The sequence below is a fragment of the Nocardia niwae NBRC 108934 = DSM 45340 genome, from assembly GCF_001613465.1.
GTDB classification, from domain to species: Bacteria; Actinomycetota; Actinomycetes; order Mycobacteriales; family Mycobacteriaceae; genus Nocardia; species Nocardia niwae.
Genome location: NZ_BDCK01000002.1, coordinates 42,110 through 60,584 on the forward strand (window position 1 = coordinate 42,110; position 18,475 = coordinate 60,584).

An 18,475-nucleotide genomic window follows, 5' to 3' on the forward strand; every position below is an offset into this window, starting at 1 on the left:
GTGCGCTGGATCAACGACGAACCGAGGTAGGGCGTGAGTACTCCATCCACCGTCAAGCAGGGCCCGCTCGCGGGCATCAAGGTCATCGAGCTGGCCGGCATCGGCCCCGGTCCGCACGCCGCGCTGCTGCTCGCCGATCTGGGCGCCGACGTGGTGCGGGTGCAGCGCGCGGGCCAGCTGCCGGGCGGATTCGACCGCCCCCAGCTGCGCGGCCGCACCATCGTCGAGGCCAACCTCAAGGACCCCGCCGACATCGAGAAGGTGCTGGGCCTGATCGAGAAGGCAGACGTGCTGATCGAGGGCTTCCGCCCCGGCGTCACCGAACGCATGGGTCTCGGTCCGGACGACGCGCTCGCCCGCAACCCGCGCCTGGTCTACGGACGGATGACCGGCTGGGGCCAGGAGGGCCCGCTGGCCGACCGCGCCGGACACGACATCAACTACATCTCCATCACCGGCGTGCTCCACGCGATCGGCCGCAAGGGTGAACGCCCGGTTCCGCCACTGAACATGGTGGGCGATTTCGGCGGCGGCTCGATGTTCCTGGTGTTCGGCGTCCTCGCCGCGCTGGTCGAGCGGCAGCAGTCCGGCAAGGGGCAGGTGATCGACGCGGCCATGGTCGATGGCGCCCTTGCCCTTTCACACATGATCTGGGGCATGCGCGGCGCGGGCGCCTGGTCCGACGAGCGCGGCGTCAACTTGCTGGACACCGGAATGTCGTTCTACGACACCTACGAGACCTCCGACGGCAAATACATGGCGGTCGGCGCGATCGAACCACAGTTCTACGCGCAGTTGCTCGCCGGCCTCGAGATCGACGCCGACGGCCTGCCCTTCCAGCTCGATCCCGCGGGGCAGGAAACTCTGAAAAAGCTGTTCACCGAGCGTTTCCGGACCAAGACCCGCGACGAGTGGGCGGAGATCTTCGTCGGCACCGACGCGTGCGTCTCCCCCGTGCTCACCTTCGACGAGGCGACACGCAACGAGCACGTCGCCGCCCGCGGCTCGTTGCTGGAGCTCGACGGCATCACCCAGCACGCCCCCGCCCCGCGATTCTCCCGCACCCCGAACGGGATTCCGACCCCGCCGCCCACCACCGCCACCCCGATCGAGTCGGTCTGGGCCGACTGAGCACCTCCGGGGTGCCGTGGCACGCCGCCACGGCACCCCGCCACGCGGCGATACCTTGCCGCGCTTGATAATTGAAAGTTGTAACAGACCAACCGGTTCGACAGTTGCGCACCGGGCCTGCCATACTGTCTGCGAGCAGGCGGCTTTCGAGAACAGCGGACATCCCCGGACATCGTCCGGTCCGCACGTTGACCGCCGCTCTAGTTGGAGGCCTCGGCGCCGTGCGAGCTTCCGTACGCCGCCCGAACACGAGGTGGGCCAGTCCCGAGGGGTGACCGGCCTATTCGTGCCCGGCGGCGCTCGGAGGGGAGTGCCGCCGGCGGAGGCTCTCCCCAACGTCACAACACCCCCCGCGCGGCGGATTCGCCTCAGTAGCAGGTCAACGGCGTCAACGGATCCGCGGCGCGGGGCGTCAGCGCCGCATAGGCGGACGCGATGGCTTTGACCGCCAAACGCAATTCGGGCTCCCGGTGCGTGAACGGCAGCCGCAGGAATCGTTCGAACGCGCCCTGCACGCCGAATCGGGGCCCGGCAGCGAGCAATACGCCATGGTTGGGCGCCGTGGCGGCCAGCGCCGTGGAGACCGAGGTCGGCAGCTGCGCCCACACCGACATGCCGCCCGCTCCGACCGTGACGCGCCAGTCCGGCAATTCCTCGGCAAGCGTGTCGAGCAGAGCGGCGCGCTGCGAACGCAACTGGTCGCGGCGCCGGTCGAGGATCATATCGGCATGCTCGAGCAGGTGCACGGTGGCCAGCTGGTCCATCACCGGGGTGCCGAGGTCGACGGTGGAGCGAATGCCGAGCAGCTTGGTGATCAGCGCCTGATTGGTCCGGATCCACCCGACGCGCAGACCGCCCCAGAACGATTTCGAGGCCGAACCGATGGTGACGATCTCGGAGCCCTTCGCGAAGGCCGCGACCGGCGGCGGAATGACCTCCGCGCCGAGCCCGAGATCCGCCATGGATTCGTCGATCACCACGGTCATCCTGGTGTCCCGCGCGATGGCGGCCAGTTCGGCGCGGCCGCCGGCGTCGAGCAGCAGGCCGGTCGGGTTGTTGTAGTCCGGCACCAGGTAGGCCAGGCTCGCCGCGGTCTGCCGGGCGGCGCTGCGGATTCCGTCCAGGTCCCAGCCGCCCGCCGGGTCCTCCGGGCGCAGCGGCACCGGCACCGGCCGGGCGCCGACGTCGCGGATCGCCTCGATGGCGTTCGGATAGGTCGGGTGGTCGATGAGCACGCGAGCGGCGGGCGCCGTCAGCACGTTCAGCAGCAGGCGCAGGCCGTGCTGGGCGCCGAGGGTGACGAGGATCTGATCGGGCTCGGTCGGCAGCCCGCGCGCGGTGTAGCGACGGGCGATCGCCTCGCGGAGCGCGAGCACGCCGACCGGATCCATGCCGTGCGTGCCGAGATAGGCGGGAATTCCCTCCAGAGCGGCCGAATACGCCTCCTGCATCTCCAGCGGGGCGGCCATGGCGGCATAGGTCATGTCGATGGTGGGCAGTTCCGGCGAGCCCATCATCGCCAGGATGCTCCTGGCCGGTTTGACGCCGTCGTGCTGCACGTCGCGGGGCAGGGCGACCGTGCTGCGCGATCCCTGGCGGCTGATCAGGTAGCCGTGCTCACGCAGCAGCGCGTAGGTGGAGGTGATGGTGGTTCGACTGACCCCGAGGGTGGCGGCGAGATCGCGTTCGCTGGGCAAAGCGACGCCCAGCGGTGCGCGGCCGTCGTGGATGAGCAACCGGATGCCTTCGGCGAGCGCCAGATAAGCAGGGCGAGCGGAGCGCCGCCCGGCCGAATCCGGATCACCGTCGTGCGCGTGCCGCCAATGGCCCAGATCGCGGGCCAGGCTGCCCGCGCCGATCACTCTCGTCGCCATGCGGTCCAGTATCGGACGATTGGATATTCCTTGGCAAGGCCAGTGACGCGCACGCTAGCGGACATGACCGCCCTCACCATCCTGCTCCTCGCCGCGCTGCTCGCCTATCCGATCTACCGCTTCGCACCCGGACGCGACCCGCGCACCTTCCGTCTCGAACGCTTCCACCCGGGGACGCCGATGTCCGATCAGACGCCCTCTTCCTACGATTACCAGCGGCGATACTCGGATCTCGGCGCGATCTACGGCCGTGGCGACGTGCCGGACCCGGAGCTGCCCGGCAACGCGTAGTCCCCCGCGAACCAGATCGGAGTCACTCGTGGCCACGCACGGAAAAGCGGTGCGAGAAGCCACGGCGGCCGCACCAGGCCAGTGGCGGAAGCCCGCGTACGTTCATCCGACCCGGGTCGCCCACCACGACCGTCTCGTACCATCGCGCATCAAAGGCCAGTTCCGCAGTACTGGACTGGTCGTTGCGAATTTGTCGGTCCCGCGGTGCAGACTTGGCGCATGAGTGACGCCACGAGCCTCGCCGCCGATCGTCCGGCGATCGAGGCCACCGGTCCGGCGACGGAGCCAGCGGTCTCCGGCCTTACCGCCCCGTCCCGCCCGGTCGCGGCGACGCTGTTCGACACCGCGATCGGCCGCTGTGCGATCGCGTGGAGCGGCGCGGGGGTGATCCGCTTCCAGCTTCCGGAGGGGAGCCCGGCGGCCACCCGAGCGCGTATCACACGCGCTCATGCGGGTCAGAAGCTTCCCGAGGAGCCACCCACCGCCGCCATCGCCGAGGCCATCGCGGGCATTCGCGCCCACCTCGCGGGCGAACTCGACGATCTGCGGTGGATCGCCGTGGACACCAGCGGAATCCCGGAGTTCCACCGCGCCGTCTACGCCGTCACGCGCGCCATCGACCCCGGCCATACCCTCAGCTACGGCCAGGTCGCCCACCGTGTCGGCGCGCCCGGCGCCGCCCAGGCGGTCGGACAGGCCCTGGGTCGCAACCCGATCCCGCTGATCATCCCCTGCCACCGCGTCCTCGCCGCCGACCACGCCCTGCACGGCTTCTCCGCCCCCGGCGGCATAGACACCAAGCAGCGCCTACTGACCATCGAGCGCACACCGGGATTCGGCGAACCCACCTTGTTCTGAGGCACCCACCCGACACGAGGTCCTGCTCTCGAGTGACGGATCCGCCAACAGTCCGATGAATTCGCGTAGTTCGCTTCGTCCCTATGAGCGAGACATCGGCAGCGCCCGCCGATCCGGAACGAAAGTGAGCAGACCATGGAGACTGTGACATCGGCCGATGGCACCGTGATCGCGTTCGATCGGCACGTCGGCGGTGACAACGGAGTCGTGATCCTGATCGGCGGCGCCTTCGGTTTTCGGAAGTTCCCCAAGATGGTCGAGTTGGCCGCCGCACTCGCCGAGCAGCACCAGTTGACCGTGCTCAACTACGACCGACGTGGCCGCGGCGACAGCACGGATTCGCCCGGCGTCTACGACGTCGACCGCGAGATCGATGACATCGCCGCCGTGCTCGAGGCCGCGGGCGGTACGGCGACGTTGTTCGGTTGGTCCTCGGGCGCCGCGCTCGCACTACGAGCCGCCGAGTCCGGGCGAGTGAAGGGCATCACGAAGATCGTCGCGTTCGAGCCGCCTTTCGTGATCGATCGGACGGGGTTCGTGCCGGAGACCGGCCTGGAAGCGCGGCTGCACGAACTGATCGCCGCGGATTCCCGCGGCGACACCGTTCGGTTCTACATGACCAAAGCCATGGGAATGCCGCGGGTGATGACCGCGGTCATGCGATTCACTCCCTTCTGGAAAGACTTGTGCGCCACCGCACCCTCCACCGCCCACGACTGGGCCGTGATGCGCGACTTCATGCGCGGCGAGCCGCTGCGACCCGAGGACTGGTCCGGAGTCGGCGTTCCCACGCTGGTCATCGCCGGTGGCAAATCCGACGCACTGCTCCGGAAGGGCGCCCGCGCCGCCGCCGCGGTACTTCCCGACGCTGCTTTCCATGAGATTCCCGGGCTCAGCCACAATCCGAACATCGGGCTGCTCGCCCCCGTCGCCGGTTCGTTCCTCACCGGCGCGGAGCAGGCCGCCGGGTAGCCGCTCAGCGCAGGGGATGCGTGCGGAAGAATTCGCACGCATCGCCCGTGATGTAGCCGTCCTCGCAGCCGAAGTACGTCTGGATGCAGGCGTTCGTCGAGCAGCCGAGTTCGATCAGCTTCTGCCTGATCCGCGCGTTACGCTCCTGAGTCGTCTCGGTCTTCGACGGGATGGTCGCCGAGGGACGCGCCGAACTCGTGACCGGTTGCGGCTGCCCGTCCGAGCACCCGGCTGCCAGGACCATTCCTGCTGCCAGCGCACAGATCACCGCGACCGGTCGCAGGGTCATCCGCCGCTCCCGGACTCACCGCGCATCAGCGCTCCGAGGGACTCGCGATCGGTGACGTCCATCTTGATGCAGGCCCGGTAGAGGTGGCCCTCGACGGTGCGCACGGAGACCGTGAGCCGGTCGGCGATCTGTCGATTGGACAGGCCCGCGGCGACGAGATTCGCGATCTCGCGTTCCCGCGCGGTCAACGGCAGGGGCTGCGCGGCCTGCCGCAGCGCAGGGGTGCTCGCTCCGCCGCAGGCGGCGGCGAGCCGGTTGGCCGCGGCGGCGGACTCCAGCAACCGGCGCCGGTCGCCGGTCCGCTCGTGCGCCGACGCGGCCTGCGCCGCGGCGTCGGCGGCCGACAGCAGCACCCCGAGGCGCTCGAATTCGGCTGCGACCGCGTCCAGCTCGGGTCCGTCGTGGGCGGCGAGCGCCACCGCGTGCCGCGCCTGCGCCTGCACCAGCCGCCCTTCCACCCGGCCGGCCAGCTCCGCCAGCCGTCCGGAGACGGAGTGATCGCCGAAGCGGGCGGCGGTGTGCAGCGCCATGGCCTCGATCGCGTGCTGATGTGAGCGTGCGGCCGCGTCGGCGGCGCCCACCGCGATCCGGATGGCCGGGGTCACGGTTCCTTCGGCGGCGGACAGCCACGCGCGGGCCACTTCCAGCTGCGGTTCGTACACCGCGCTGTGCCTGCCGCCCCGCGCGGTGGCGTGCGCGATCGACTCGGCGGCCTCGGCGGCCCGGCCGAGCGCCGAATACGCCTCCGCCAAGCGAATTCTCGCGGGAAACATCCAGGCGGCCGCGCCCTCCGCGGCCAGCGCGGCCAACGCCTGTTCCAGATTCTCGATGCCGTCCAGGAACCGTCCCTGCGCCACGTCGACGGTGCCCTGCAGGATCTTCGACATGCCCCAGGCCAAATACTGGCCCGGCGCGGAATAGCCGACGAACGCCCCGGCGCAGCGCCGGGCGGCCTCCAGATCGCCGGCGAAGGTCAAGGCGAGCACCTCGGCGTGCGTGGACATGAAGCGGTTGAGCCCGTCGATGTGCTTTTCCACCTCGTGCCCGCGCGCGGCGTACTGCCTGGCCGCCTCGGCCTTGCCCAGCAACGCCGACGCCAGGCTGCCGCCGAACGCGGCCCACCACATCGCCCACGGCGGTGCGCCGTCGACGGACATCACCGCCTCCGCCTCGGCGATCGCGTCGTCGACCCGGTTCTCGTTGACCAGACTCGCGGATGCCAGACCGGTGAAGATGGCCGCGATCTTCGGATGCCGCACCTTCCCGCGCACCAGCTTCAACACCTCGTCGGCGCGATCGGCGTCGCCCATTGCCCACAACAGGTTCGCCACCCGGGTGCTGCCCCAGCGCGCCAGCTGCACCTCGTCGAGCTGGTCGGGGTCGAAGCTGGCCAGGGTGCGCTCGGCCTCGATCCGATGCCCCTGCCACAGCAGCGCGCGCGCCAGCAGGTCGGCGGCCTCCACGCCGCCGCGCCGCTCCACCGCGGCGCGGGCGAAGCGCTCGCCCAGCGGCAGATTCGCCAATCCGATCGCGTCGGCCGCGGCCGCCTCGAACAATTCCAGATCCGCGGATTTATCACTGTCGAGCGCTAATTCCGCCAGCCGGATACGGTCGGCGGCGGAATTTATCCGGCGCTCCTTCAGCGACGAATACAATCTGCCGCGCAGCCGCCGCGCCGAGGCGATCCCGAGCCTGCGCCGGATCACCTCACCGAACAGCGGGTGGTTGTAACGGACGATCAGATCTCGGGAATTCTCCACGACCCGGATCACCCCGCGCGTTTCGGCGGCCTCCACCGCGTCCTCGCCGGCCAATTCGGCCAGGACGTCGAGATCGATCGGCTCACAGAAGGTCAACAGTTCGAGCACCCGCAGCACCGGCTCGGGTAGTTGCTCGACCCGGTCCTCCAGCAGCGCGGCCAGCTCCGAGGTCACCGCCGCGCGCCCGCGCAGCTGCCACACGCCGTTGACCTGGCGCAGCGTGCCCGCCTCCAGCGCGCCCTCGACCAAATGCCGCAGGAACAACGCGTTTCCGGCGGAGGACTCCCACATCAGATTGGCGGTGAACCCTTCGAGTTGCCCGCCGAGCATCGATTCCACCAGCTCCACGCTCTGGCTCTGGGTGAACGGGCGCAGATCGATGCGAGTCAGGTGACCGTCTTTCCACAGTGAGGTGACCGCGTCCGGCACCGGCACTCCGCTGCGCACGGTCACCACGATATGCGCGGCCTTATCGATGGCCAGTTGCAGCAGCAGCGTGGCGGAGAGCTGGTCGAGCAGGTGCGCGTCGTCCACGCCGATAACCGTGTCGCCGTCGGCGAGCAACGCCTCGCGCGCCGCCGACATGAAGGTGACCGGATCGTGCGCGGTGTAGACGCCGACCATATGCGCGAAGACCCCCAGGGGAATGCTGCGCGCCGACTCGGTGCCCGCCACCCAGCGGACGTTGCCGCCGATCGCGGAGGTGGCATGCCTGGCCAGGGTGGTCTTACCCACCCCCGCATCGCCGGTCAGCACCACGCCGACGTGCTCCGGACCGGTCAGCGCCGCACGGATCGCCTCGAATTCGCTCTCGCGCTCGATCATCGGCCAGTTCCGAGCCATGCTCTAACTGTAGTTCTTCACCGATCATGATCGAAGCCGAGCGAGCACGATAGATGTGGCCAATTTTCGGTGATACCGCCGAATTTTCGCTGGCCCGCGCAGAATTCGAACAGGTTCTAGCCGAGGACGTCGTGCCGGACGATGGTCTGATCGCGCCCCGGCCCCACACCGATGCAGGAAATACGGGCGCCGGAGAGTTCCTCCAAACGCAACACGTACGCCTGGGCGTTGGCGGGCAGCTCCTCGAAGGTGCGCGCGCCGGAGATGTCTTCCCACCAACCGGGCATTTGCTCGAAAATGGGCTTTGCGTGATGGAATTCGGTCTGTGTGGTCGGCATCTGCTCGACCCGCTCGCCGTCGATCTCGTAGGCGACGCAGATCGGCACCGTGTCCAGACTGGATAGAACGTCCAGTTTGGTCAGGAAGTAGTCGGTGATGCCGTTGACCCGGGTCGCGTAGCGCGCGATCACGGCGTCGAACCAGCCGCAGCGGCGGGCACGACCGGTGGTGACGCCGACCTCGCCGCCGGTCTTGGCCAGGTAGGCGCCCGACTCGTCGAACAACTCGGTCGGGAACGGGCCGGAGCCGACCCGGGTGGTGTAGCACTTCAGGATGCCGAGCACCGTGTTGATCCGGTTGGGGCCGATGCCCGCGCCGACCGCCGCGCCGCCCGAGGTCGGGTTCGACGAAGTGACGTACGGATAGGTGCCGTGGTCGACATCCAGCAGCGTGCCCTGTGAGCCCTCCAGCAGCACCGTCTCGCCGCGCTCGAGTGCCAGGTTCAGCTTCAGCCGGGTGTCGGCGATCCGATGCTTGAAGCTGTCGGCCTGCGTCAGCACCTCGTCGACCACCTGCTGCGGATCCAGCGCGCGGCGGTTGTAGATCTTGACCAGCACCTGGTTCTTGAACTCCAGCGCCGCCTCGACCTTCTGGGTGAGGATCTTCTCGTCCAGCACGTCCGCGACGCGCACGCCGACGCGGGCGACCTTGTCCTGGTAGCACGGCCCGATGCCGCGGCCGGTGGTGCCGATCTTCTTGTTGCCGAGGAAGCGCTCGGTGACCTTATCGATGGCCACGTGGTACGGCATGATCAGGTGCGCGTCGGCCGAGAGCAACAGACCGGTGGTGTCGACGCCGCGCTCTTCCAGCCCCGCCAGCTCGGCGAGCAGCACGCCGGGATCCACGACGACGCCGTTGCCGATGACGTTCGTCACGCCGGGGGTCAGGATGCCGGAGGGGATCAGGTGCAGCGCGAAATTGTCACCGTTGGGCAATACGACGGTGTGACCGGCGTTGTTGCCGCCTTGGTAACGGACCACCCAGTTCACCCGACCACCGAGCAGATCGGTTGCTTTGCCCTTCCCCTCGTCGCCCCACTGGGCGCCGATCAGGACGATTGCCGGCATGGTCGTGTCTCCTACGGTTCGACAGGCAACACTGGTGTGTTGCAGCTACCTGCCGTACTGAGGCGGTGGCCGGAAGCACAGTCTAGCCGACCCGTCCGGAGCGGCATCGCAGCGGATCTCGTCGTAGGCTCGACAACCGTGTGGCCCCGGCCGGGCAGGGCTATGGTTGCACGGCACGCCGAGCGGCAGCCCGGTGTGCACGGACGAGCCGCAGGCGGGTTCGGCCACGATGGCGAGGGGCCCGACGGTGTCGGCTCGAACCGAGGAGGGTGTACGGCAGCTTGAGTACCCATGTTCTCCGCTGCGACGGCGCACCCGTACCCATCGCGCTCGCGGCACTGCCGACCACTCAAACGGCCGCCATCCCCGATTCCGCCGTGATCGACGAGCTGCTTCCCGTGCTGGCCGCCGACAGCCTGCCCCGGCTGATCGTGCTGGGCGAGGACGCTGCCTTGGCCGCTGTGCTCACCCACCTGATGCGCACCGAACGCCTGCACGTGGAGATCGGCTACGTGCCGGTCGAGCGGACCTACGCCTCGCGCGCCTACCAGACCGGCACCGGTAACGCCGCCGCCAAGCGGGCCATCGAAGGCCGCGCCGTAGAGACGCCGCTGGTGCGCGACGACACCGGCAAGGTGCTCGCGGGGCGAGCGGTGATCACCGGCGTCCAAGGCGAGAAGCTGGAGGGCGAAGCGTACGTCGACGACACGCTGCTGTTCTCCGGGAGAGTGACGGCCATGCTCGTCTCGCCGTGCCTGGAACCGCCCGGCGTGCGGGCGAGCGTGCGCAGAGGCTTCCGCAAGCGGCGCTGGGTGGAGGGGCGAGCGGCGCAGCTCGGCACGCCCGGCGCGATCGTGACCAGGGACGGCGTCCAGGCCGATCGGCCGGTGCCGCGTTCGAGTTTCTACCGCCATCACGAACCGTGGCTGCTGGTGCGATGAGCGTTCCGATCCATCGCAGGTCGCGCGCGGTGCGGCCGAGTCCGGTGTTCCTGCTCGTGGTCGCGGCCACCGCGGTGGGCGGGGCGCTGGCCTGGGACGCGCCGCTGGACTCGACCAGGGCCAAGGCCGGGGTGTTCGTCTTCGTGGTGGCCGGCTGGGTGGTGTCGCTGTGCCTGCACGAGTTCGCGCACGCCTACACCGCGTGGCGCGCGGGCGATCGCGAGGTCGAGTTGCGCGGCTATCTGACGCTCAACCCGTTGAAGTACAGCCATCCTCTGCTGTCGATCGTGCTGCCGATGGTGTTCATCGCGCTCGGCGGGATCGGCCTGCCGGGCGGGGCGGTCTACGTGCACACGCACAATGTCGCGCCGCGTACGCAACGGATCATCAGCGGCGCCGGGCCCGCCGTGAACGCGCTGTGCGCGGTGCTGCTCCTGGTGACGGTCCGTATCCTCGGCAGCTCCAGCGCCCATCCCGCGTTCTGGTTCGGCGTCAGTTTCCTTGCGTTCCTGCAGATCACCGCGGCGCTGCTGAACCTGATCCCGCTGCCGGGACTGGACGGCTACGGCATCGTCGAGCCGTCCCTGAGCTACCAGACCAGACGCTCGCTCGATCAGTTCAAGCCGTTCGGCATGCTGATCCTGTTCGCGCTGCTGTTCACCCCCGCGATCAACGAAGTGTTCTTCGACGCGGTGTACGCGCTGTTCGAACTGTCCGGTGTGCCGTCGAGTTGGTCGCGCTACGGCGGCTACCTGACCCGATTCTGGACGTGAACCGCGGGGATCCGCGCCTACGGTCGATGATCTGCGCATGGCGCGGGGCCGCCAGGCCGGGTCGGCCGGACGGCCCCGCTTCTTCGCCCGCTTCCGATCCGCCCCGCCCTCGGCCATCACACCCCTTGGCCGAGGGTCCTTTTCGTCCACGTGCGAAGTGGTCGACCGCGATACCCCGCGACTCGCGGTCACAGGGCAAAGCTATGGCGGAGGACCGCGCGGAACGCGAGTAGCGGACTACCCGAAGATCGAACTATCGACGCGCCGCGCCGGGCGCCGACCACGTGGCCGGCCCGAATGTCCGAATACCGCTGAGTAGTAAGGGTTCAGACCTCGGGCTGCACGTAGGGGTTCTTGACCGTCGGCGGCAGCAGGGCAATCGCCGAGATACGTTGCACGCCGCACACCTGCATCAGGTCTACCAGCGTCGAACGCACCTGCGCGAAGACGACGTGCGCCGAAAGTCCTGCGCCGGTTACCAGTTCCGGGCGCGCGCCCTTGGCCACGGAGCGCAGTACGCGGGCCGCCTCGGCGCGGTCGGGCTGCTCGCCCGGGTCGGCCAGCATCATCCGGCGCACCACGTCCACGGCTTGGCCGAGGCGCTCCACCTCGTCGATCAAACCCGGGTCGAGGATTTCGTCGTCGCGCACGAGAGTCAGCGAGCGTCGCAACAGGACTCGGGTGTTGCGAATGGCGTTGTCCAGCGGGTCGGCCGTGGCCCTGATCCGTTCGAGGCGAGGCCGGGAGTTCCAGTACAGCGGCGAGATCCGGCTGATCTCGCGGCCGCCCTCCAGGGTGGCGCGCAAGGAGTCGATCTGCGGCTGGGTGGCGCGCATCGCGGTGAGCGCGTGGTGCAGCTTCTCCGGATCCTGCTCGAGCAGTCCGTCGGCGCACTCGGTGATCGATCTTCCCATCACGCCGAGAATGTCCGCGGCCAGCGACCGCGCCCTGCGCACGGGATGCAGGGGAATCGCGGCGACCACCAACACGCCGACCAGACCGCCCACCAAGGCGTCGATCATGCGGGACAGCCCGCCGCCCGCCGACGGCGGGAGCAACGTCGCGACCAGCACGGCGGACCCGGCCGCCTGCACGGTGATGACCGAACCGCCGTCCAGGAACACCGCCGCCGCCATGGCGACCGCGACCACCAGCGCGATCTGCCACACGCCGGTGCCTGCGCGGGAGATGAACAGGTCGCCGATGCCGATGCCGACCGCGACCCCGACCACCAGCTCCACCGAGCGACGCAGCCGCGCGCCGAAGGAGATGCCCATCGACACCACGGCGGCGGTCGGCGCGAAGAACGGCAGCGCGTGACCGATGACGTGATGCGCCAGGAACCAGGCCAGCGCGGCGCCGACCGAACACTGGATGATCGGCAGCGCCGACCGGCGCAGCCGCGCCCACGAGGTACGCAACCTCGCCATACCGCTGGCGCGGGCCACGCTCACCCGGGACATCGGGTCGAACGCACCCCTCGCCCGGACACCATCGCTCATCGAATCGCTACGCGCTGCACCGATCACTACGACTCAGTCGAGGCCGAGCTCCGCGGCCGCTCTGGGGTCGCAGTCTTCCAGCAGGTCGAGGCAGCGGGCGTACTCGTCGGTCTCGCCGATCACCTTGGCGGCGCGAGCCAGCGCGCCGACGCTGCGCAGGAAGCCGCGATTGGGTTCGTGGCTCCACGGCACGGGACCGAAGCCCTTCCAGCCGTTGCGGCGCAGCAGGTCCAACCCGCGGTGGTAGCCGGTGCGGGCGAACGCGTACGCCGCGACGATGTCGTGGTTGATCGCCTCGTCCTGGGCTTCGCCCCGGGTCAGCGCCGCCTCGGCGAGGTGCGCCCAGGCGATCGAGGCGGCGGGATACTCCGCCGCGACGCGCACCGGATCGACGTTGTCGAGCAGCGCGTCCTCGGCGTCGGAGATTTCGGGTAGCAGTACCGGCTGTGGGCCGAGCAGGTCACCGAACGAGGTCATGCGGTTCATTCTGCACCGCACGACGGTTTGCTCGTCAGGCGGCTGCGCTCGTGCGCGTCCTCGCGAGACTGGCTCGGCGTCCGTTCGGTTCGACGTGGACTGATGCCGGACCTCGCCGGGCGGCGACCATTAGGCTGGCCGTCGAGTTCAAACAGTTCCGCTTTGACGAGGGGTGTGCGTGTCCGACCCGAACGACGAGAAGAATCCGGCGCGGAACAGCGCCGAACCGGCCGACGCAGCCGGGGCCGGCGCACGCCCCGGCGCCGCCACGGAACACCTCCCGGCCGCAGGCAAGGGCGGCCCGGCGGCATCCGCCGCGCCCACCGAACGTATCGCCAAGCCGCAACAGCCGAACGCCACATCCGGAACCGGCAACACCGCCTCGGGAACGGACGCGTCGGCGGCGAGTTCTCAGGCAGCCGCGGGCACCCGCGGTCCGGTTCCCAGCGCGCCGGGAGCCGCGGGCCCGAAACAAGCGCCCGCGAGCCAGGGCGGCGGTCCGGCCCCGGCCAAGGGCGCTGACGCGCCGCCGAACACGGCGGGCGGGAAACCGGCGAACGGCCCGGCGGGCAAGACGAACTCACCGGCCTCCGCCACGAGCGCCGGTACCTCCGCACCGGCGGCAGGCACTCCGAAGATCGCCAGTTCCGCGCAGCCCGCAACCCCCGGCGGCGCGAAGCCCGTCACCCCCGACAACCGCACAAGCCCGGCCGCGCGACCTGCGCCCGCGAACCCTCCGGCGGCCGGGACCCCGGCTGAGTCGACCGCGACCGGCGACACGAGCGCCAAGGGCACATCGCCGTCCGGCCCCGCCCCCGGCGCGAAAGTTCCGTCGCCGAGTCCGGCGCCGAGACCCGCGGGCCCCGCCCCCGGCGCGAAAGCTCCGTCGCCGAGTTCGGCGCCGAGACCCGCGGGCGGCGCGCCCGGTTCGGCGGCGGGCCGCACCGGTCATCCGAACGCCCCTGCTTCCGCGCAGCCCCAGGCGGGCCGACCGGCCACCCAACCCAAAGGCGGCCAGAACCCGCCGCCACCCTCCGGATCGGCCGCTTCGAGCGCGCCCGGCGCCAAGAGCGCGGCACCGTCCGGACCGGCGGGTCCCGGCCGGGCGAACGCCCCGGCGGGCAAGGGCGGCGAACCGGCGCGCTCCAGCGCGGGCACGGCCGAACCGAACCGGCCCACGAACGCCGATGCGGAGACAGTCCAGATCGACCGCAAGTCCGCACCGAAGCAGCCGGAGACCGGCGGTGCGTCGAAGCCCGGTTCCGCACCGAACCAGCCGGGCGAAGCGCGCACCGTGGTGATCAAACGGGATCAGACGCCGTCCGGTTCCGCGCCGGGCACGGCTCCCGCGAGCGGGTCCGTTTCGAACAACTCCGCTTCGAAAGACGCTGCGCCGCAATCAGGAAAATCCGCCCAGGGCAAGGCAGCGCCGAAGTCCGAAGCGAAATCCGGACCGGCCCCCGCGGCCGGCGCCGCCGCGAAGAAGGCGGGGCCTGGTGGGGCAGATGACTCCACTGCACCCGGCGGGCCCACCAGCTCCGCGGCGGTCCCGCCGGGCGGTGAATCGGCGACGGTCGTGATGCGCAGGCCGCAGCCCCCGGCCGGACCAGCGGCTCCCGCGCCGGAGAAGACCGCCGAATCCGGCGCTCAGCAGAACCCGCCCGGTTCGGACGACGTGACGATGGCGATGCCCGTGGTCGGCCGGGACGACGCGAAGACCGTCGCGCTCCCCGTCCAGCGCCCCGCCGACGGCGGCAGGCCGGGGACCGATCGCGTGGTCACGCCACCGGCGGGACCGGTTCCGGTCACGAAGCCGCCGAGCACGCCCCGTCCGGCGGCCGGCCCGAAGCAGCCCGGCCCGCACGGCCCCTCCGCGCCGCCGCAGCACGGACCGGGAGTCGAGGAGACCCGCCCGTCGCCGCAGCGCCCTCAGGACCGGCCGCGCCAGGTGGCTACCGCTCCGTCGCCCGCGGACGTCCAGCAGACGGTGCCCGCGCAGTCGATGGCGGGTCCCCGCGCGCCGCAGACCAGGCCTGTCGCGCCGCCGCAGCGGATCCCCCCGGCCCCGCAGCCCGGCGCCGGCGCGTCCGCCACCGGCCCCGCCCGGCCCAATCGACGTCTGGTCGTGCTGGGGGTCGCGGGTGCGGCGGTGCTCGCGCTCGTCGCGGTGGTCGTGGCGCTCGTCACGATGTCCGGCGACGACTCACCCGAAGCGCAGGTGCGCAGCGCCATCACCAGCTACACCGAGGCACTGAAGACCGGTGACCTGGATGCTTTGCGATCCGCCACGTGCGGGCCGCTGCACGACTTCTACCAGGGCATCCCGAGCGACCAGTTCGCCGGCGTGCACAAGCAGTCCGTGGAGCGCAAAACCATTCCGGTGGTGGACAGCATCGACGCCATCCGCATCACCGACGGCACGGCTATCGCACAGGCCACGGTGTACACCGAAGCCGATCCGGCGAAGCGGTCCGCACGCACCTTCGATCTGCAGCGCACCGACGACGGATGGAAGGTCTGCGACCCGCCCGGTAGCACCCAGTAACCACCCAGCCACGCGATAGCCGATGAACATCGATGCCGGTCGCGCCCGTCACACACACCTGGTCAATGGTCCGGTACCGCAGTAGCATGGCCCGGATCATGAGCAGGGAGCAGACGATGGCGCGGCCGGATATCGATGTCGTTCCGGCGACGCAGGCCGGACAGCGATTCCGGGTGCGTGACCATTACGAGGTCGGCAGGGAGAAAGTGCGGGAGTTCGCCCGCGCGGTGCAGAACCACCACGCGGCGCATCAGCGCGAAGCCGACGCACGCGCGCTCGGGTATCCCGGGATCATCGCGCCGCCGACCTTCGCCTCGGTGATCGGGATGACCGCGACCAGGGCGCTGCTGGACTCGGTGCTCACCCAATACGACCTGTCCCAGTTCCTGCAGACCGATCAGGTCTTCGAGATCTACCGGCCGATCCTGGCCGGCGACCGGATGCGCAGCGAGATCGTCATCGAGTCGATCCGCCAGTTCGGGGACAACGACTTCATCGTGGTGCGCTTCTCGCTGAGCAACCAGCACGGCGAGGTCGCCATCGTCGGGTCGACCACGATCGTCGCGCGCCGCGGCGCCGAGGTCGACTCCTCCCTGAACGACGTGGTCGAGAACATCATGATGCACGGGCGCCCCTTGGAGCCCGAGGCGGCCGCCGACCTCACGCACAACGACGCGCTGATGTCGCTGGGCGTCAGTCCACTGGTCGAGCCGGACGCGCACGAGTTCACGACCGTGCACACCCTGCCCGCGTTCGACGAGGTCGCCGCCGGCGAGCGGCTTCCCGACGGCGCCTTCCGGCTGACCCGCGGCGACCTGGCGAACTACGCGGGCGTGTCCGGCGACGCCAACCCGATCCACTTCAGCGACCACGCCGCGCAGCTGGCCGGCCTGCCGACCGTGGTCGCGCACGGCATGCTGACCATGGGCTTGGCCGGTGGCTACCTCACCGCGTGGCTGGGTGATCCGACCGCCATCCAGAAGTTCAGCGTGCGGTTCTCCGGCTTCGTGCCCGTCGCCGCCGACGCGGCGAGCACGGTCGATTTCTCCGGACGGATCAAGTCGCTGGACGCGAGCGCGCGCACCGCCACGATCCTGCTCAGCGGCTCCGCCGACGGGCGCAAGCTGTTCGGTCGCGCGCTGGCCGAGGTCCGGCTGCGCTAGCGCGAGCGGATCACTCCTCGACCACCGAGTGCATCAGGTACACGTTGTAATCGCTCCAGGTCGACAGGGTGAAGTAGAAGTCCGTTCCGGACGACCAGGGATGGATGAACCCGCCGTACAGCTCCGGATAGCTCAGCGCCGATACCGTCGGCGTGCTCTCCGACCACACACCCTGCGGAGTGTCGGACTCCCGCACGACGATGGCGGCCTTCGTCGTGTCCAGATAGCTCATCTGCCAGATGTCGCGGGCGGCGTCGTAGCGGACGGACAGTTCACCGGCGGGACCTTCCACGATCGGCGAGGCGGAGCCGAATCCGCCGACGGGGGTCCACGCGCCGTCGCGCCAGTACTGGTAGGCGGTCGTGTTGAGCAGCTGGTCCTCCGGTACGCGGGCCAGGCCGACCGCGCCGAGGCGGGTGTTGGGCGTGCCGAACATGTAGACATACCCGCCGTGCGGAACCATCGCGCTCACTTGGAAATTCGCCAGCCCGAAGATGTTGTCCCAGCGCGCGTGCGGATCCTTCGTCCAGGTCTGCCCGTGGTCGTCGGAGTAGGCGATGCCGCCGTAGTTGGTGAAGAACGTGCCGGGCAGGCTGTTCCAGGTCCGAATGGACATGTAGCTCAGGTACTGCCGCGCACCGAGCGCGAAACCCGAGGTGGGGATGGTGGTGACCTCGACGTTGTCGAGCTTGCGGCTGGAGAGCACCTCGGCGGCGTGGCAGCGGTCGTCGGTCACCATGTGGTCGAAGGTCACCCCGTCGGCGAGGTCGCGATCGGTGCTGAAGGCCAGGACGTTGCTGCGCCAATCCAGCCCCATGCCACCGGGTGGATGGAAGCCGCGCCCCACGGTGTCGCCGAACGCGGCCGCGATCTCGCCCGGTGCGCTCTCCCACATGATGCCGAGGTCGGTGCCGTCCACCTGCCACCGTTTGTCGGTGCGGTTCACCGAGTTCGCGCCGGTCAGCTTCGCCACCTCGCGGGCGGGACCCAGGCGGGGCGCGGGCCGGGCCGGCGACTGCGCCGCGGGTTCGACCGGCGGCCGCACCGGCGCGGGCGGGGGCGGCACCTGGCCGGGATCCGGGCCGGGGCCGGGAATCGCGAAGTGGAACGGCTTGGGATTCAGCAGGATCTCCGGAATCCCGAGCTGAGCGGCGAGGCTCGGGGGCGCGCCGGGCAGATCGGTGAGATCCGGGCAAGGATTGACGCAGGGGTCCGGCGGTAGCTCCATCCGCGTGCGTTTCGGCGCAGGGTCGGGCGCGTTCGCCGGGAGCACGGTGATCACCGGATAGGGAATCGGCACCTCCAGCGTTTTCGGCACCAGCGGCTCGTGCGTCGCCACCGGATCGGACGCGCACGGCCCCACTCCCGCGAGGCCGCCGGTCGCTTCCGGCGCGGCGGCGGCAGGGCCGTCGGCATAGACGAGCATGCCCGCGCCGATCACCAGCGCGCCGACGGCGGCCACCATTCGCATCGCCATAGCAACCCCTCGAAATCCCCTGCGGACACGATCCTTGCGAACACGAACCAGCGGATCGACCCTACCCCGTTCGCCTTTCGAACTTCGCCAGACCGACACGCCGGATAAGCCGGGGTACGCCACGCACCTGGACCGGGACAACGACGGCGTCGCCTGCGAGTGAATCGCACCGG

At 70.1% G+C, this 18,475-nt stretch carries 18 protein-coding genes; 9 read left to right on the top strand and 9 right to left on the bottom strand.

Annotation, left to right across the window (positions count from 1 at the left end; translation table 11 throughout):
- The first annotated feature begins 33 nt into the window (after positions 1–33).
- Positions 34–1,131, top strand: coding sequence for a CaiB/BaiF CoA transferase family protein (locus tag NNI01S_RS00680; RefSeq protein ID WP_063016384.1), 1,098 nt, complete (start codon positions 34–36; stop codon positions 1,129–1,131).
- Positions 1,132–1,499: 368 nt separating this feature from the next.
- Here the strand turns inward: NNI01S_RS00680 and yczR are convergent, their stop codons facing one another.
- Positions 1,500–3,005: a MocR-like transcription factor YczR gene (yczR, locus tag NNI01S_RS00685; protein ID WP_063016386.1), complete on the bottom strand. Its 1,506-nt coding sequence runs from the start codon at positions 3,003–3,005 to the stop codon at positions 1,500–1,502.
- A 63-nt stretch (positions 3,006–3,068) separates the two neighbouring features.
- Between yczR and NNI01S_RS00690 the strand changes: the two genes are divergently transcribed.
- The 3 genes from NNI01S_RS00690 to NNI01S_RS00700 all read left to right on the top strand — a co-directional run bounded on the left by NNI01S_RS00690 (position 3,069) and on the right by NNI01S_RS00700 (position 5,126).
- Complete coding sequence (locus NNI01S_RS00690; protein ID WP_157114535.1) at positions 3,069–3,296, top strand: hypothetical protein; 228 nt, start codon at positions 3,069–3,071, stop codon at positions 3,294–3,296.
- 219 nt (positions 3,297–3,515) lie between these two features.
- Positions 3,516–4,154 carry a methylated-DNA--[protein]-cysteine S-methyltransferase gene (locus tag NNI01S_RS00695; RefSeq protein ID WP_084488343.1) on the top strand — a complete coding sequence of 213 codons (639 nt, stop codon included), beginning with the start codon at positions 3,516–3,518 and terminating at the stop codon, positions 4,152–4,154.
- A gap of 135 nt (positions 4,155–4,289) precedes the next feature.
- Entirely contained in the window at positions 4,290–5,126 is an 837-nt protein-coding gene (locus tag NNI01S_RS00700; protein WP_063016390.1) for an alpha/beta fold hydrolase, read from the top strand.
- A 4-nt stretch (positions 5,127–5,130) separates the two neighbouring features.
- On the opposite strand, the gene NNI01S_RS00705 is transcribed toward NNI01S_RS00700, so the two are convergent.
- The 3 genes from NNI01S_RS00705 to NNI01S_RS00715 form a co-directional block, all read right to left on the bottom strand.
- Positions 5,131–5,415 carry a hypothetical protein gene (locus NNI01S_RS00705; RefSeq protein WP_063016392.1) on the bottom strand — a complete coding sequence of 95 codons (285 nt, stop codon included), beginning with the start codon at positions 5,413–5,415 and terminating at the stop codon, positions 5,131–5,133.
- Positions 5,412–8,018: a helix-turn-helix transcriptional regulator gene (locus tag NNI01S_RS00710; protein ID WP_063016394.1), complete on the bottom strand. Its 2,607-nt coding sequence runs from the start codon at positions 8,016–8,018 to the stop codon at positions 5,412–5,414. Before NNI01S_RS00710 ends, NNI01S_RS00705 begins: the two co-directional genes overlap by 4 nt.
- A 116-nt stretch (positions 8,019–8,134) precedes the next feature.
- Positions 8,135–9,424 (bottom strand): adenylosuccinate synthase, encoded by a 1,290-nt coding sequence (locus NNI01S_RS00715; RefSeq protein WP_063016396.1) that lies wholly within the window; start codon positions 9,422–9,424, stop codon positions 8,135–8,137.
- Between the two features lie 281 nt (positions 9,425–9,705).
- On the opposite strand from NNI01S_RS00715, the gene NNI01S_RS00720 reads away from it, so the two are divergent.
- Positions 9,706–10,365 (top strand): hypothetical protein, encoded by a 660-nt coding sequence (locus tag NNI01S_RS00720; RefSeq protein WP_245675921.1) that lies wholly within the window; start codon positions 9,706–9,708, stop codon positions 10,363–10,365.
- On the top strand, positions 10,362–11,138 hold the full coding sequence (locus NNI01S_RS00725; RefSeq protein WP_063016400.1) for a site-2 protease family protein: 777 nt from the start codon (positions 10,362–10,364) through the stop codon (positions 11,136–11,138). Before NNI01S_RS00720 ends, NNI01S_RS00725 begins: the two co-directional genes overlap by 4 nt.
- Positions 11,139–11,464: 326 nt before the next feature.
- Here the strand turns inward: NNI01S_RS00725 and NNI01S_RS00730 are convergent, their stop codons facing one another.
- From NNI01S_RS00730 to NNI01S_RS00745, 4 genes are all read right to left on the bottom strand, one after another.
- Complete coding sequence (locus NNI01S_RS00730; RefSeq protein WP_174554344.1) at positions 11,465–12,601, bottom strand: FUSC family protein; 1,137 nt, start codon at positions 12,599–12,601, stop codon at positions 11,465–11,467.
- A 72-nt stretch (positions 12,602–12,673) separates the two neighbouring features.
- Positions 12,674–13,117, bottom strand: coding sequence for a DUF3151 domain-containing protein (locus NNI01S_RS00735; protein WP_063016804.1), 444 nt, complete (start codon positions 13,115–13,117; stop codon positions 12,674–12,676).
- Positions 13,118–13,528: 411 nt separating this feature from the next.
- Positions 13,529–14,062, bottom strand: a complete 534-nt coding sequence (locus NNI01S_RS00740; RefSeq protein WP_063016402.1) for a hypothetical protein — start codon at positions 14,060–14,062, stop codon at positions 13,529–13,531.
- A 3-nt stretch (positions 14,063–14,065) separates the two neighbouring features.
- Positions 14,066–14,410, bottom strand: a complete 345-nt coding sequence (locus tag NNI01S_RS00745) for a hypothetical protein (RefSeq protein ID WP_157114536.1) — start codon at positions 14,408–14,410, stop codon at positions 14,066–14,068.
- Between the two features lie 286 nt (positions 14,411–14,696).
- Here NNI01S_RS00745 and NNI01S_RS00750 point away from each other — a divergent pair, with 286 nt between their 5' ends.
- Positions 14,697–15,662, top strand: coding sequence for an Rv0361 family membrane protein (locus NNI01S_RS00750; protein ID WP_084488345.1), 966 nt, complete (start codon positions 14,697–14,699; stop codon positions 15,660–15,662).
- Positions 15,663–15,760: 98 nt separating this feature from the next.
- Complete coding sequence (locus tag NNI01S_RS00755; protein ID WP_063016808.1) at positions 15,761–16,825, top strand: fused (3R)-hydroxyacyl-ACP dehydratase subunits HadA/HadB; 1,065 nt, start codon at positions 15,761–15,763, stop codon at positions 16,823–16,825.
- Between the two features lie 10 nt (positions 16,826–16,835).
- Here NNI01S_RS00755 and NNI01S_RS00760 read toward each other — a convergent pair whose 3' ends face one another.
- Entirely contained in the window at positions 16,836–18,302 is a 1,467-nt protein-coding gene (locus NNI01S_RS00760; protein WP_063016406.1) for a glycoside hydrolase family 183 protein, read from the bottom strand.
- Between NNI01S_RS00760 and NNI01S_RS36460 the strand changes: the two genes are divergently transcribed.
- A complete protein-coding gene (locus NNI01S_RS36460) occupies positions 18,250–18,465 on the top strand; it encodes an excalibur calcium-binding domain-containing protein (RefSeq protein WP_084488364.1) in 216 nt (71 codons plus the stop codon). The genes NNI01S_RS00760 and NNI01S_RS36460 overlap by 53 nt on opposite strands.
- Positions 18,466–18,475 lie beyond the last annotated feature (10 nt).